Source organism: Hymenobacter sp. YC55, from assembly GCF_029433095.1.
In the GTDB taxonomy this organism is placed as follows: Bacteria; Bacteroidota; Bacteroidia; order Cytophagales; family Hymenobacteraceae; genus Hymenobacter.
The window spans coordinates 40,616-54,713 of sequence record NZ_JARNTX010000008.1 but is presented as its reverse complement, the minus strand read 5'-3'; the positions used below and the strand labels follow the sequence as shown (position 1 = coordinate 54,713).

Here is a 14,098-nt window from a genome sequence, read left to right as displayed (position 1 = left end):
TTATATGGCTTGGCATTCTATTAGTGTCGATGAACTTCAGTCCTATTTCCATCGGCTTGCAAACGACGAAAAGCTTTCCTTTGAAGAAGAATCAGATTTTTGTACGTTCCTAATGGGTGCTGAGTCTGATTCTACAGATTCATTTAAACGTTATGAAGAAATTTGTTCAGACCACGTATTCATTACCGGTTTACATTTGCTATCTGGCCCTAATGCGGCTGTAGAGGAAATAGCGCATAGAAATTATAGTCCTTACCAGGAGTTAAGAAAGAGAGTAGATGCATTTGAGTCTAAATATGATTCAAATGCAACTGACTTATTTTTTAGGCAGGTGCGAAAGGAATTCAATATTGAGCATAAAGAGCTAAGAAAGAAGGATACAGGAGATGAGCTAGCCGAGAAAACTGCTGTATTAAAGGCTAAGCTAGAATTCCTGCGCATTAGAAGTGAAAGGCTCTACGATGACTATCTCGCAAAGCACGATCTTACTTCTTTGGACCTTCCGTATGGGAATGTTGTCATCCGCTTTGATAAAGTGTCGATTATGCACATTCTAAATCGGCATGTCATACGAAACGGAGCGTTGGACTTAGACCGAATTACTGGTAAGTCGTTGTTGAGTCTGAGTAGCTTGGAGGATATTATTGATAGGATTAAATATTTGTTTTCAGTTCTGCCTAAACCTACCACCCTCAGCGGTGAAGAAGAAGTCAACATCTACTTCAAAAAAGATTTAGGTGGTGAGATATACGCCGTCCACGTAAAGCCTATTCCCGAGAGCACAAAAGCCGGCGCGAAAAAGGTTCAGCGTTTGGAAACCTTTTATCCAATCCAGGAGGCTGCAAAGCTTGCTGAATTTGCAGGTAGATCATTTAAAAGAATCAGAACGGACTTATACTTATTAGCAGATAAGACTTAGAGCTAGTCGATTGTACGCGTTACATTTGCTTGATGAGCAACTCTTTAAAGGAGCGCCAGCCTAATTCCCTACAATAAGATATATCGATATAGGCTGCAAATGTTTTACGCTACCTTATTAGCAAATCATTAGCTGTTCACTTGCTATTATGCCTACCTCCCATCATGCCTTCCGGGCCTTACCCTTCGACCAACAAGCCCAGCTCGTTTGGGATGAAGGCCGACATCTAGCAACCCGCTATGAAGAAGTAGATACTGTCGCCCTTTACCACATGGAAGGCGGCTTCTTCGTGGAGTTGTTTTACAATCCCATCGATAACGTTCTCCAGGAACGGCTCATAACCTTTGTAAGCACGGCGCTCCTAGAATCCTACGCCTCTGTTGTCAACCTGGACGATTTGAAACTAGAGTAGCGGGCCTCGTTACCGACACGCCGATGTTTGTGTTTTACTATGCCGTACTCTACCTCTTCTTCTTCAGTACCCCGGCTGTGGTCGTGGGGCTGCTGATTTGGCTTGCGGCCACGCCCAGCGTTCGGAACCGTCCCAGAACGCCTGGAGAACGGCGCGTAGGCTGGTGGCTGCTATCTATTCTAGGTGTACTTATCGGTGCGGCGCTGTTAGTTCTTCTTGCTATGAAATACTGGACCCTGTAACCTGGATTAGTGGCTTCCCCACCCAGATATGTTGCAAATACTTTTAGTAATTACAACCTAAATTGTTTAGCATGGCGTATACTTGCATCAAAACCATGTAAAAGACCTGCTATGCAACACACCAGCTTACATAAAACGCTACTATTAGACGCAGTGAGGCTATGTTCGCGCTCGTAGATTGCAACAATTTCTACGTAAGCTGTGAGCGAGTGTTCCGGGCCTCCCTGGCTAATGTACCCGTAGTGGTGCTTTCAAATAACGACGGTTGCCTGATTTCTCGCTCCGCTGAGGCAAAGGCCCTCGGGTTCCAAATGGGGGACCCCTATTTTCAGGTAAAACCTGACTTGGAGTACAACAAAGTTCGTGTGTTCTCCAGCAATTACGCGCTCTACGGGGACATGTCGCGCCGGGTCATGCACTACTTGGCTTCCGTCGCACCCACCATCGAAATCTACTCCATTGATGAGTGCTTTTTAGATTTGCACGGCATGAACCGTTACCTGCATCCCAACCTTGCTGCGTTCGGAGCCGAGGTCCGGGAACAGATACGCAAGCGCACCAAGATTCCGACCTGCGTAGGCATAGCGCCCACGAAGACCTTGGCTAAGCTGGCGAACCGGATAGCCAAGAAGTACCCGGCCATGAAGGGAGTTTGTTACCTGGACACTGAGGAGAAGCGCCGAAAGGCCCTGGAGCTAACGGCCGTGGGTGATGTATGGGGAATCGGGTACCAATACGCCCTCAAGCTCCAAGCTCAGGGAATTCGCACCGCAGCTCAACTTACCCAGCAGAGTGAAAGTTGGGCCAGGAAGTTCTTAGGTGGTGTTGTCGGGGTCCGGCTCCTTAGGGAACTCCAGGGCAAGGTGTGCCACCAATTGCAGCCCTCAGAGGACGGTACCCTGTCCCGCCAGTCGATTACCTACAGCCGCACGTTTGGGACGCCCCTGACCGCCTTTTCCGACGTTCTGGGCGCGGTTAGTGCCTTCACTGCCAGGGCCGCTGAAAAGCTCCGTCGCCAGGGTTCCGCAGCCAATACCATGTCGGTATTCCTGAGCAAAGACCGGTTCAGTTTGGAGCCAGGGCCGCATTCATCCTCCACCGTCATCACGCTGCCGGTAGCCAGCAGCGACACCTCCGACCTGATACGCTTAGCCCGCACGGCCCTCAAGCGGCTATGGCAACCGGGGTGCGTCTACAAGAAAGCCGGGGTCATCTTCGATGGCCTGGAAACGGACGGTCAGCAGCAGCTTGATTTGTTCGCCAAGGTCAACGTCGGAGAGGCCCGCGACAAGCTGATGAAAGACCTGGATAAGCTTAACGAACGGTTCGGGTCCGGGGCCGTGACCTTCGCATCGGCGTTCGTGAAGAAAGGAGAACGCCCGGTTTGGGATAGCAAAGCTGACTTTAAGAGTTCCGCTTACACGACTGATTGGGACGAGCTATGGTGCATCACTTAACATTTCAGTTAGATTGTAGCGGACACTCAATATTTAACAAAATTCTAAGCACTTTATTGAATGGATAACTCATTAAAGAAGATAAATAATCGCATCAAAGAAATAATTATAGCCGTTAACAAAGTATCACATGTTTGCTATAATCCTCTATGCAAAACCCATAATATGGCAATAAATTCACATGTTTTACAAAATAAAGTATTATGGAATCATATAATAGGTAAAATACATGGCAAAGACAAAATAATTCAACTGTCTACAAGCGATTATTTTCAACAGTTAAAATTTACAGAAGGCCAGATATACCAATTCTCACCTGCGGGTCCCGAATTAAATATGATGGCCTATTGGGGATTTTGCAATCCTCCTTGCGATAACGACTTATTTTCTAGTTTTGAGGATAATCCGAATCCTGATTACTCAGACCCAAAGACGCAGCTATTACTTTCTTACAGGGCATACTTACGCTTAATGCAGGTAGATGAGTATACGATACTTATTATTGATGAGATACTGCGGGACCCGCTCTTTGTCGACATGCCTGAAGCCCAAAAAACTCATTGGAGGATGATTAAGGCAGAGAAAATCGGCAATTGCTTAAAACATTATATCTTAAAACGGACCCTTGAATGGTTTATCAGCAATCCCGCGAATAATACCGCATTGAAGTTTATAACTTTTGAATTACCAAGGGTTTCAGTTGCGACTTCCACGTTTTACACAGAAGAACATTACGCAATATTTGACCCAAGAATAGTGAATAATTTTATTCCAGATTATCGGCAAAAGTCTGATAATATGATTAGCTACTCCGAGATCCCTATAGTATTTCTGCACCTTATTCCTAATGACAATAGCTTGACAGTATTAATTGGATACAGCAATCTTATCAATAATATTAGTGGTATTCAAGTAGACGAAATAACTAAATTAACAATTTCAGAAAAATTTAAATTAATAAGCGATGTGCTTATTAAACGAGTAGAAACTTGGTGTATGTCACCAGCCTTTTACGAAAATCTTAAATCAACAGGCCAAGAGAAAAAGATTTTAAAAGCCATAGACCATCACTTAGATTATGAGAACAAGCATCTACCTGTCGAAGTAAACATATTTGAGGGTGTTGTTTAAGAACCAGGAAGCTAATAACAAATAAGCGGGACCCCGGATTGAGCTGAAATTGGAGTCTTCAATCATAAACATATGGCGCTTATAAGAACAGGAGCTTTCCGCTACAACAAGATTTGGGTTGTCGAGTCTCTACCAAAGGACGAACCGCAAACAGGTTCTACACTCTACCGTGATTTATTAAGGCGTCGCACGGGACAGATGCCAGCCGTTTCCTGCGAGTTGGTACAGGTTCCTACAAAGAGGAACTTGTGCAGATTCCTGAAGCGCGTAGTGGATTATGTGCAGAAGAAGACCCAGCTTCCGTTCCTGCACTTCGAAATGCACGGTAACCCCAAGGGATTGGAGTTGGCATCCGGAGAAGTCATGCCCTGGAGCGAACTAGCAAACTACTTTCGGAATATCAATATAGCCACTAGAAACAACCTCATGGTTTCCTTGGCTACCTGCTACGGCGGCTTCATGTTCGGAGAGATTTCGCCGGTTATCGAAGCCCCTTTTTGTGGAGTTATCGGCACGTTCAGTAGGGTGCCCCAGAGGGAAGTAGAAGAAGGCTTTTACGAATTCTTTGAGTCTTTGCTGAGCCGGGATGGGTTAGACAACGCAGTAGTAGCCTTGAATTCTGCAAATCCTGATAACCCTAAATTCCAGTTTATATCAGCGGAGGGAGTATTCGAAAGCGTCCGCAGGGACATAAGAAAATCCTACAGTGACGCCGAATTTATGAGAGCAAAGATATTTGAGCTGACTGCCCGAGCACTCAAGAACAGGAACCTCAGGAACACTCGGAGCATATGGGATATAGAGTATTCAATCGAGCGTTTTCTGGCTGATGAGCGCGAACCAGCTATCACAGAAATGAAGAACGTATTTCTGATGAAAAACCTGACCCCACTCCACTTTAGAGAAGCAGGATAGGCCACGTCACCGCCGATGTCTACGACGGGCAATAAAAAAGCCGAACCCCTGTGAAAGGACCCGGCTCCGAACTTAGTGTTGGGTGTGCTTACTTTTCGAAGATGCGGAAGAACTCGCTCTTGATAATGTTGATGGCCGTGCCCGCAACGTTATCGAAGCTCTTGCTCCCGGCCTCGTAGTCCTGGAGGATGCGGTGCGTCACCTTCATGAACTTGGCCTGCTTCTCGGAATCTTCGCCCAGGAACTCAAGCACAGTTTCAATCTGCGCCTCGGGTACCCTAGGCTTGCGCAAGCGCCCAGCGATACGTTCGGCCATCGTGGACTCAGCACCTGCCGGTGGTGGCGCAGGTTCCACCTTGGCCGGTTTCTGAACGCTTAGGGAGCTAATGTCGATAACCTTGGCCTCCGGCTTAGCACCCTCATTCTACCCTTGATGCTTGGGATGGTGAACGCCACCTTGGCTACCCGTTTGCCATCCTTGATTGGCTCGAAGCTCACCATCTAGCCCAGTTCGTGGAAATCCTTCATGGCGGGTTCACAGACGTAGCGTTTGAAGTTGTAGAAAGCGGAGTAGGCTGAATCCTGCTCCTCCGCTCCCAGCAGTTGCGCCCGCAGCACGTCCAATTCCACCTCCCAGGACCCTACGTCATCCCAACTGGCCAGCAACCAGTAGAGCCGGTGCGCGTGGCCGCTCTTCAGGGTTAGCAGCATCTCGATTTCGACGTTAGTGTACTGCTCCGTAAGCTGGAGCAAGAAAGGCTTAATTTCCGGGGCGAAGTTGTCAGTAATGAATCCGGTACCCTCGTCAATCTCGCAGAAGCTGATGATACCGAACTTCTGCTTGGGCCGTTTCCCTTCCCAACCTCGGACTTGGTTTCGATTTCCACCACTTTCTTAATTAGGCCCCCGCAAGCTTCATCGATAAGCTCGTAGCCGCTCCCTCCTTTTGCGGACGTGAACAGCCTCTTCATTGGTATCTTAATCTGCGGTAGCTCGGTCTACTTGTCGTGGATTCAACGTTTTATTTATTCGTCAGCGAGGAATGAAAAGAAAACGTTACGGTATGCTGTATCAATTGCAAAAATTCGGCCCAAAAGCCCTTTTTTAGGTATGTTAGGGTACTTTGTTTTGGTTTTGACCCTGTTCCTTCCCGGTCCCTAAAAAACCCCTAGAAAGGCAGCTCGTCGCCGTCCTCCAGGGGCACGTACTTGCTGCCCTCCGGCCAAAACGTATCGCCCGCGTCGCGCCGCTGGGTGGCCTCGGCGTTGTATAGGTCCCACGCCTCGTGTACGGGCCGCAAATACCAGTCGTCGGTGCCGGCGTTGCCTATCCGGTCCTCCTCCATTTCGGCCATGTGCGCGGCCAGGGTTTCGTTGCTGAGTTGGGCAATGTCGGCGGCCGTGTTCAGGCGAAAGTCAAGGGGCTCGGGGTCGGTGGCAGCAGTCATAACGGGGGCTTTAGGTCCACTGGAAGTAATGCAACAACCCCGCCCTAACAGCCTTTTTTAAGTGCTTTGAGGAGATTTATTTCGGTTGCCCTTCTATTACTCCCCCTCTGCCTTGTTCCTGTCCTGGCCACTGGCCTCGTGGTGCAGCGGCTAAGGTTACCCGAACATAAAAACGTGCATAGACGGCGCAAAACAGCTCCCCAACGCATTATCACTTCCCCCCGACGCCTACTGTCTGAGGCTCGTTACTGGCCAAAAAAATACTGGAAGCGGGGTGCTTCCGGTCTGCTGTTATGCTGTTGATTAAAGACGAGGTACTAGACCTTTTCCTGCTGCGGCTGGTGCTCGTCGGCAGGCAGCCGCACTCCCTCAAGCCGGGCCCCTTTACGTTGCTTGCTCTGGGCAATGAATTGAGATAGTTCCCGCAACTCCTTCTCCGTTGGCGGCTTGGATTGAATTAGGCCCGCGTCCTCTGGTTCGTCCTCAAGGTGCTTATTCATGCGAAGAAGGATTAAGAAAAAAGTCTTTAAAGTAAGTTAAAACAAGAGTAGAGGCGGGTTCGGTTTCAATTACCATACGAAGGTTGCCGATTTGCGTGGCGCCTAACACGTTTTTGTAGTGGGTAATCAGCTTGGTTTTGGCATCGAAAGCAACGAAGCCCTCAAACTTGCTCTCAAAGGATAGCTTACAGGCAAAAGCTACCAGATTTCCCAATACGCCCCGGTACACCCGATTGGCTCCCCGGTTACTCCCGGCTACTTCTACGAGGTGCATGAATACGTGGTCACTCTTGCGTTCAACACTCAAAAGACCCTGCACGACGCCCGGCTGCTGAACCGTGGTTAGTTGGTACATTTCCCGCCCGCGCTGCCGCGCCTCCCGCTGCCAGTTGAACACCCACTTGCCGGTGAGAGCCCCCGCATCTTTAGCAGTAAGACGGGTGAGTGTTGTGACGAACGACTCGCCGGTTGACGCTAGCTCAAGGGAATTGGTGAGCTTATCAACTCGGATTGCTAGAACAAAAAAGGGCTTAGCGGGCATGGGAACAGAGGGCAAAATGATTGGTCAGACGCAGGCTGGCATACTACAGTAAGAGCAATAAGCCCGCCTAGAACGGCTAAAAACAGCCTTTTTCCACTTTTATGTTACACCCCCAGTCCCTTCTTTTCCCCACTGCCTACAGACGGTTGTTTTCCAGTTGGTAGACCCACCAGCCAACCCACTGCACTACCATCCTGATGGTTGGCAGCTCGTAACTGGCTTAGTCCTTCCGGTGCCCTGCCATCTGTTCAATCGTAAGGTGGCTAAAGGTCGGGGTACCCTGGCAATCCAGGCCTCGCTCGACGGCACAGGGGTAGATATGCCAGAGTAAACATTGGCAGCGCGGCTATTAGAAGGCGTGAATTATAGACCCAGGGCTTTGCCCGCATTATAGGCTTTCACGTTATCAAGCCGGGTATAGCGAGCTAGAATGGCGTCGGTTTTGTGTTTGGTTTGGTTGCGGATAAAGTCGTTGTTCTGGCCCGCCAGCTTGGCCGTGGTGATGAACGAGGAGCGAAACGAGTGCGCCGTATAGCGCTGCTTGTTACTGTCAACCCCCAGGTGCCGGCCTACTATCGTGTTAACGCTCTTAGCCGAAAGCCGCTGCATTGTGAGCTTGCCCTGGCCTTTAGTATGGCTCTTGCTGAGGCCTACGAACAATGGGCCCGTGGTACGTCCGTCTAGCTGGTGCAGCCAGTCCAAATAGGCGCGAATGGGGCAAAAAAGCTCGTCTTGGGCGTAAAAAAAGACCTTTTCCTCGGCAGCTCCCGTCTGGTTGGTTTTGGTGCGGCCCAGCCTTATTACGAGCGCCTCCGGGTCCAGCTCCATATGTTCTAGGTCGATGCCTACTAGCTCCGACCGCCGAAACGCCCCGGCAAAACCTAGCAGCAGTATCGCCCGGTCACGTAGGCCGGCGGTAGTGTTCAGGTCCAAGGCCTTGATGCACGATTTGAGGTGTTCGACGCTGAAGGCCGGGGCCTGTTTTTGCTTCGTGCCCAGTGTTCTGGCAATGCCCTGCATCACGTCAAGAAAGGCGGGCGTGCCACCCGCAGATTTGAGCCGACGTAAGCGGTGTTGCCGCTGGATGGAAGCCACGTGTCGCTGGATAGTGGCGAGCTTGCGCGGTTTGTCGGCAAGGTAGGCTACGTAGTCACTGAGCGTGCTAAGGCTAGCCGGGTACGGCTTTAGCCCATGCTCCTTGCAAAATTCCTCAAAGCTACGTAGGTCTGCTGCGGTGGCCAGGTGCGTGTTGGTCGCGCCCTGCTGGCCCCGGTCGCGGTACCGCTCGGCGGCGGAGCCCATTTGTTTGGCTTTGGCGGGGGCCCCTACCCTACTACCGGCAGCCCGTGAATTGGAAGTAGCCATGAGGAAAAGCAAATTGGTTCGACTGTGAATAAGCGGCTCATACTCCACCCAGAGAGGCTTTTTTGAGCTGGCTTAGCAAAGATAAGATTATTGGTTCCCATAATGTTCGATTATGGGAACCAATAATTGCCTAAAAGTGCCCGCGAGAATCGCGTATTCTGCCCTTAGTTCAAGTCGGCAACCAAATACGCGATTCTCGCGGGCTTTAATCTGCTGCCGCTATTCGTCGTTGTCGGGGTCCTTATCGGCGTATTTCGTGTTCGCGTCGAAGAACATAGCAAGGGCTGCGTTCAACACGTCGGTCGTCGCAGTGCCCTTTCTTCCGGGCTTGTTGGCCTGGTAGTTCGCAAAGCGGCGTTTGTTCTCGGTTGTAATCGTGGACGAGAAGGCGTGCTTCTTATCCTCCTCCTCAGTCACGGGGGCCTTGGTGGCTGCCGTGGGCTTCGCGGCTTTCGCACCGCCGAACTTCTTTTCGGCGGCTTTGGGGACTACTGGCTCGGTTGCGCCCAACAACGCGCTGTTGGCCTTCTTCGTGTTTTCGTTACTCATGATCCGTAGGTAATGAATTGAATAATCGGGCTTCTTTACAGGCGCTCCAGCACGGTTGCAGCCAAGGTCGTGTAGTCTTGCGTGGCGTTGGCGGTTGGCGCAAGATTGAAAATAGTGGTTGCGCCATCAAAGGCATTTAGCACTTGAATGTCCTGCCGGATGGTGGGAAGCATCATTTCCTCACCATATTTCTCGCGCATCAGGTTTATCATTTTATCGTGATGGCCGTTACGCAGCTTTTTGTGATAGCGGGTAACGGCAATGCCCAGCAGCTTCAACCTCGGATTCAACGTTTGCTGCATTTGCTCGGCAAAGTCGATAACCCGGTTCAGTCCATCCTTGGACGGCTTCTCCGGTTGCGTCGGTACCAAGTAGGCATCAGCGGCAACAAGGGCCATCATGGTATAGGTTTTTAAGGCCGGCGGGCAGTCAATAATCACGTAGTCGTAGTGCTCATCAGCGGTGGTTAATGCTTGCTTGAGCCGCAGCCGCCACTCCTTCTGGCGTTCGATTACTTGCTCATCAACATCAAGCCGGGCGTCAGCTGGCACTAGGTCCACGCCCGAAGGAGTACTCACAACAGCTGGCAAAATATCCTTGTCGATGATGGCAGTGCCCAGGTAATCATCAAAAACTACATCATCTCCTAGCAGGTGGGTAGTAGCATTGCCCTGGGGGTCAGCGTCAACGAGCAACACCCGCTGTTGGTGGATTACGTGCAGCGCTGCGGCTATGCTGACAGCCGTAACTGTCTTACCAACACCACCTTTGTGGTTGCTTATGGCTATTACTTTCATTCCTTTCAGGACTTTAAATGATTAAATGATTATCAAGAAACTCAAGAGTTTCAGGCATTTCATTGGCTCAATGAGCCAAATATAAGGAGTTTCATTCCAGAAATACATTGAATGATGATACATAATATCATTCAGTATTGTATTGACAATCTTTTCAGTCTGAATAAGAAAAATATGATTTACTTTCATTAAAATCATTACTATAATGACTTTCTTTTAATGATTTTTATTAGTATTAAGAATTTCTTTTAATTAATGATTATAACCTCACCCTTTGTTTTAAGCACACTGCTGAATACCTATCACTCAGACCTCATCAGTACCGGCCGTGCTCACCGCCGCCCATCGTGGTTCTGCTAATCACCGCCTGTGCTGCTATCTGACGAGCGCGGGAGTCTTTGTATTCTAACGGGAAAAGGAATAGGTGGTTGGCCGCCAGATTCTAGGTGTCGAGCAGGGCAGGGGCCCCGGCCCGGGCGGAGGCATCGTAAATCCTTTCCACTAAGCCCAACCCCTGTAGCCGCCGCAGGGCCGAAAGCATAACTGTGGCTTCGCCGCGCTCATTGCGCTCCTGAGCGAAACGGTGGCAGAAAAATACGGCGCGGGGCCACGCCGGATCGGGTCGGTAGCTGAGCGTGCATTTGACACTGGCCGCGACGCTCAGCAGCGCCCACTTATCAGGCAACTCCTCCAACCGTAGCAGGCCCTCGGGGGCGCAGTAGATGCGGTGGCCACCCATGCCCATCGACAAATTGACGCGCCACGCTTTTTTACGGTCGGCCAGGAAGTCGGAACGGGAGATTTTACACTCAATCAAAATACTGGACACCGTGCCGCCGATGCCCAGCACGTCGGGTTTTTCCATCGCTATCGTGGACAGCTCGCGAAAGGCAACGGCGGCCCCGCCTGAGCGCAGCACCCAACGGTAGGCAATTAGTACCAAGTCAGCGTGGGTGAAGCCGTGGGCTACCTTTAGTGCAGCTGGCATCAGGCAGTCAACGACAGACGTTCCGCCGCCAACTCTGCGAGTCGGGCCGGTACAGTGGCCACGGTGGCAGCCTCGTAGCGGGCCGAAGTCCAGTGAATGAGCTGCCCAACGATAGGGAGGGGGCGACCAACAAAAAAGGCCAGGAAATCCGCGGCCGTGGCGAAGCCGTCGCGCTGGGCGAATAACTCCAGCTCCGCGCCCTCCAAGCGGCGGCCGTCCACGTGCATCCCCTCGGCGTTAAGCTCCGCCTCCTGAGTTGATACTACCGGCCGGATGGGGTAGAACAGATACATTCCCGGCTGGCGGTTGCGGGCGTAGAAGTGAATGGACATTCCGGCCCGCCAGCGGTTTTTGGCGCGGAAGGTGTGGATTTTGATGCCCTGCTGGATGGGCAGCAATAATTGGTCGGAGAAAGGCAGGTTCATAAAGTAGGGAATGTGAATTAGAACACGAGTGAGTAGTTCTGGCCGACTTGCTGCGCCTCAGCCACCGGCACGTTTTCAATCACCAGGACCGGGCCGATAGGGCAGGGCTGGCAGTTGAGCGTGCCCAGGGCCCGCAAATACGCCTGCGCTACGAGGTTGAAGGTCGGCCACGGGCAGGTTACCCCAGCCAGCATTTCCAGGCCCGCGTAAACCACGTACCGCCCGTTCTGCGCCAGGGTTTGAGCGCTGGCAAAGCCCAGTACGCGCGCGGCCTGATCCATGTCGGCGCATAGCACCGGCAAGCCCAGGAGCAACGGCCGGCGCACGCCCAAATCAAACAACTGCTGCTCGGTGAGCACGCTGGTTTCCCCGCTCGGTAGGATAAGAGTCGCATTCATAATCGGGCGCTATGGCTTCTTGCTCAGGAAGGGTCTTAGCGCAATGGCCAGCACGGCCCGGCGCTTGGGCTTGCGGCCGTTGTTGGCAGCGCGGGCAGCCTCGTAAGCCGCATCATAAGCGGCCTGGGCCGCCTCAAAGGTGCCGGGCGTCGCGGCCGGGGTAGGAGTGGTCTGGTGGGGCATAAAAAACAGGCAGTGGGGAAAAGAATGGGAAAGCACCGGCAGGGGTGGGGGAGCCAGCAGGCCCCCCGCCTTAGCGCTAGTAGTCGTCGCCGCCGAAGTCCATGTCGTTATCGAGGGCCAGCTGATTGCTCTCGAAGTTGTCAGCGTCGTTCTCGTACTCCTCCTGCTGCGGGTACTCGTAGTCGTCGTGCGGTTCATCGTGCCGGTCGTAGGGGTCCACTGTGTAAGGGTCCTGCCCGTCGTCCGAGTGGTCTACGTCGTTGTGGCCAAAACCATCATCGAAACCATCCCCACCACCATCGTAAGTACCATCGAGCATTTCCATAACCAAGGGCAAGTAAGAGTGAAAAACCAGGTTTCCGACCTAATAGCCGTGCGTATACAGATACATAAACCAGACCAGAAACCCGTTTATCAGCTTGTAGCGGCAGTTTATTTCGCCTTTCCCAGCCCACTGGTGGCCTGTTCGGCGGCCGCGTTGAAGTCGGGCACGTGCGCGTAGTGCGTGGGCTTCCACTGCGCCTCGATGAGCACTACCTCCCCGCCCAGTTCCACCCATCCCCGGGCGTACTGCTGGCGTGGGCCCTGCGCCGCGTTGAAAAACAGCAAGTCCGTTTGCCGCGGTGCGGGCGTGGTGCTCAGGGCAATAAAGTCAAGCGTAACTGAGAAATTGGCCATGTTGGAAAGGGAATGTAGTGAGAATAAAAGGACTCCAGCGGCAGCCGGAGTCCGCATTGGCAGCATAGGAAATGGGCGTTTTCTTGACGGGCAAGCGGTTCAGATACAGGCCGTCCTGTTGGGTATAGCCCAGCCCTTGGTACCACGCCGTCAGCTGCTCGTCATTTATCGGGCTGGAGTTGTGGGCCATCACCCGCAAGCGCAGCGTAATGTTCCATTTGTCGGCCAGCTTGGCCAGCGCGTTCAACTGGTTGGTGGCGGCTCCCTGGCGCTGCTGGTCGGGGTCGGTGGCAATAAACTCGACAGTTACGGTGCCGTAGCTGTGGCGCTTGCCCTTCTTGTCGGTTTTCGTGTTGCGCTCGGTGTCCGATATGGCAACCCGCGTGCCGCCCATGTAGTACGTCTGTTCCCATACCTGGCCATCGGGCATCTGGGCGGCCTGCAACGCGCCCACTTTGTTTTGGAGGCCCCAGAGAAACCAGGCGTGTTGATGCTGGGTAAGGCCTTTGGCGGTGTGAAAAGGAGCAGCCATAACAGAGGGGGGGATAAACGCTGGGCGAGGTTGCCCTTCGTGCTTATTGTAATACAAGATCAATGCCCAAAAGCCCCTTTTTAACCCCGTTAAGGCACTATTTTGCCATTGTAGGCCACGAAAAAACCGGACCCATCGCCCCGGCCTTTCTTGTTCCCCACTGCCTCCTGCTTGTTACCGTACCGGCCAGGCCCAGATAAGGGCCAGTAGTTCCAGGCCGATAATGCTTAACAGCCACTGGCTCAGGCGGAGCATTCGGCTGCCGGGGGCAAAGCCGCGGAGTACTCCGATTTGCAGGCTGACGCTGGAAAGCAGTGCCGCCGCCGCCACCAGCACCAGCCCGGCCTGCACGAGGTGCTGCGGGCTTGGATAAGGCCCGGCTGTGCCCCAAAGTTTGAGAAGAGTGGCCCACAGGTTGGCCGCGACGCCCATCACTTCCTTGCTGGCCGCCCATTTGTGCAGCGGCTTTATCCAGGGCAGTAGGCCGGCCACAATGGGTGGCAGGGTGACGGCCATCAGCCGGTAGCGCTGGGAAGGCGTGTCGGGCCGATAAAACGTGTCAAATATTTCCATTGGAGCTGATTATGTGCCTGAATAAGTACACGCAAGGTAAGGATTG

Annotated in this window: 20 protein-coding genes and 1 pseudogene; 5 read left to right on the top strand and 16 right to left on the bottom strand. The window is 52.2% G+C overall.

All coding sequences use genetic code 11. The features are described 5' to 3' along the window. Positions 1-4: 4 nt before the first annotated feature. From P1X16_RS28145 to P1X16_RS28125, 5 genes are all read left to right on the top strand, one after another. On the top strand, positions 5-919 hold the full coding sequence (locus P1X16_RS28145) for a hypothetical protein (protein WP_277236029.1): 915 nt from the start codon (positions 5-7) through the stop codon (positions 917-919). A 148-nt stretch (positions 920-1,067) separates the two neighbouring features. After that, positions 1,068-1,331, top strand: a complete 264-nt coding sequence (locus tag P1X16_RS28140; RefSeq protein WP_277236028.1) for a hypothetical protein — start codon at positions 1,068-1,070, stop codon at positions 1,329-1,331. Between the two features lie 403 nt (positions 1,332-1,734). Continuing rightward, complete coding sequence (locus P1X16_RS28135) at positions 1,735-3,030, top strand: Y-family DNA polymerase (protein ID WP_277236026.1); 1,296 nt, start codon at positions 1,735-1,737, stop codon at positions 3,028-3,030. 60 nt (positions 3,031-3,090) lie between these two features. Further along, complete coding sequence (locus P1X16_RS28130) at positions 3,091-4,161, top strand: hypothetical protein (RefSeq protein WP_277236025.1); 1,071 nt, start codon at positions 3,091-3,093, stop codon at positions 4,159-4,161. A gap of 72 nt (positions 4,162-4,233) precedes the next feature. Next, complete coding sequence (locus P1X16_RS28125) at positions 4,234-5,076, top strand: hypothetical protein (protein ID WP_277236023.1); 843 nt, start codon at positions 4,234-4,236, stop codon at positions 5,074-5,076. 88 nt (positions 5,077-5,164) lie between these two features. Here the strand turns inward: P1X16_RS28125 and P1X16_RS28120 are convergent, their stop codons facing one another. The 16 genes and pseudogenes from P1X16_RS28120 to P1X16_RS28045 form a co-directional block, all read right to left on the bottom strand. Beyond that, positions 5,165-5,392, bottom strand: coding sequence for a hypothetical protein (locus tag P1X16_RS28120; RefSeq protein ID WP_277236021.1), 228 nt, complete (start codon positions 5,390-5,392; stop codon positions 5,165-5,167). Between the two features lie 185 nt (positions 5,393-5,577). Continuing rightward, positions 5,578-5,907: pseudogene (locus P1X16_RS28115) on the bottom strand (replication initiation protein); the annotation flags it as partial. 337 nt (positions 5,908-6,244) lie between these two features. Further along, positions 6,245-6,523: a hypothetical protein gene (locus P1X16_RS28110; protein ID WP_277236019.1), complete on the bottom strand. Its 279-nt coding sequence runs from the start codon at positions 6,521-6,523 to the stop codon at positions 6,245-6,247. A 317-nt stretch (positions 6,524-6,840) separates the two neighbouring features. Next, positions 6,841-7,023 (bottom strand): hypothetical protein, encoded by a 183-nt coding sequence (locus P1X16_RS28105; protein ID WP_277236017.1) that lies wholly within the window; start codon positions 7,021-7,023, stop codon positions 6,841-6,843. Further along, positions 7,016-7,564, bottom strand: a complete 549-nt coding sequence (locus P1X16_RS28100; RefSeq protein ID WP_277236015.1) for a hypothetical protein — start codon at positions 7,562-7,564, stop codon at positions 7,016-7,018. The genes P1X16_RS28105 and P1X16_RS28100 overlap by 8 nt, the downstream gene beginning before the upstream one ends. Before the next feature lie 363 nt (positions 7,565-7,927). Next, positions 7,928-8,929, bottom strand: a complete 1,002-nt coding sequence (locus P1X16_RS28095; RefSeq protein ID WP_277236013.1) for a tyrosine-type recombinase/integrase — start codon at positions 8,927-8,929, stop codon at positions 7,928-7,930. A gap of 219 nt (positions 8,930-9,148) precedes the next feature. Continuing rightward, the gene (locus P1X16_RS28090) at positions 9,149-9,478 is read right to left on the bottom strand and encodes a hypothetical protein (protein ID WP_277236012.1); all 330 of its coding nucleotides are present in this window, start codon (positions 9,476-9,478) and stop codon (positions 9,149-9,151) included. Between the two features lie 35 nt (positions 9,479-9,513). Further along, positions 9,514-10,275 (bottom strand): ParA family protein, encoded by a 762-nt coding sequence (locus P1X16_RS28085; protein WP_277236010.1) that lies wholly within the window; start codon positions 10,273-10,275, stop codon positions 9,514-9,516. A 442-nt stretch (positions 10,276-10,717) separates the two neighbouring features. Beyond that, entirely contained in the window at positions 10,718-11,263 is a 546-nt protein-coding gene (locus P1X16_RS28080; RefSeq protein WP_277236009.1) for a hypothetical protein, read from the bottom strand. Beyond that, complete coding sequence (locus tag P1X16_RS28075) at positions 11,263-11,688, bottom strand: hypothetical protein (RefSeq protein ID WP_277236008.1); 426 nt, start codon at positions 11,686-11,688, stop codon at positions 11,263-11,265. Before P1X16_RS28075 ends, P1X16_RS28080 begins: the two co-directional genes overlap by 1 nt. Before the next feature lie 17 nt (positions 11,689-11,705). After that, positions 11,706-12,086, bottom strand: a complete 381-nt coding sequence (locus P1X16_RS28070) for a hypothetical protein (RefSeq protein WP_277236006.1) — start codon at positions 12,084-12,086, stop codon at positions 11,706-11,708. 9 nt (positions 12,087-12,095) lie between these two features. Continuing rightward, on the bottom strand, positions 12,096-12,269 hold the full coding sequence (locus tag P1X16_RS28065) for a hypothetical protein (RefSeq protein ID WP_277236005.1): 174 nt from the start codon (positions 12,267-12,269) through the stop codon (positions 12,096-12,098). 76 nt (positions 12,270-12,345) lie between these two features. Next, positions 12,346-12,594, bottom strand: coding sequence for a hypothetical protein (locus P1X16_RS28060; RefSeq protein WP_277236004.1), 249 nt, complete (start codon positions 12,592-12,594; stop codon positions 12,346-12,348). 107 nt (positions 12,595-12,701) lie between these two features. Beyond that, positions 12,702-12,947 (bottom strand): hypothetical protein, encoded by a 246-nt coding sequence (locus tag P1X16_RS28055; protein ID WP_277236003.1) that lies wholly within the window; start codon positions 12,945-12,947, stop codon positions 12,702-12,704. Further along, positions 12,922-13,479 (bottom strand): GNAT family N-acetyltransferase, encoded by a 558-nt coding sequence (locus P1X16_RS28050; protein ID WP_277236002.1) that lies wholly within the window; start codon positions 13,477-13,479, stop codon positions 12,922-12,924. Before P1X16_RS28050 ends, P1X16_RS28055 begins: the two co-directional genes overlap by 26 nt. A 174-nt stretch (positions 13,480-13,653) precedes the next feature. Continuing rightward, positions 13,654-14,052, bottom strand: a complete 399-nt coding sequence (locus P1X16_RS28045) for a hypothetical protein (protein WP_277236000.1) — start codon at positions 14,050-14,052, stop codon at positions 13,654-13,656. Positions 14,053-14,098: the final 46 nt, after the last annotated feature.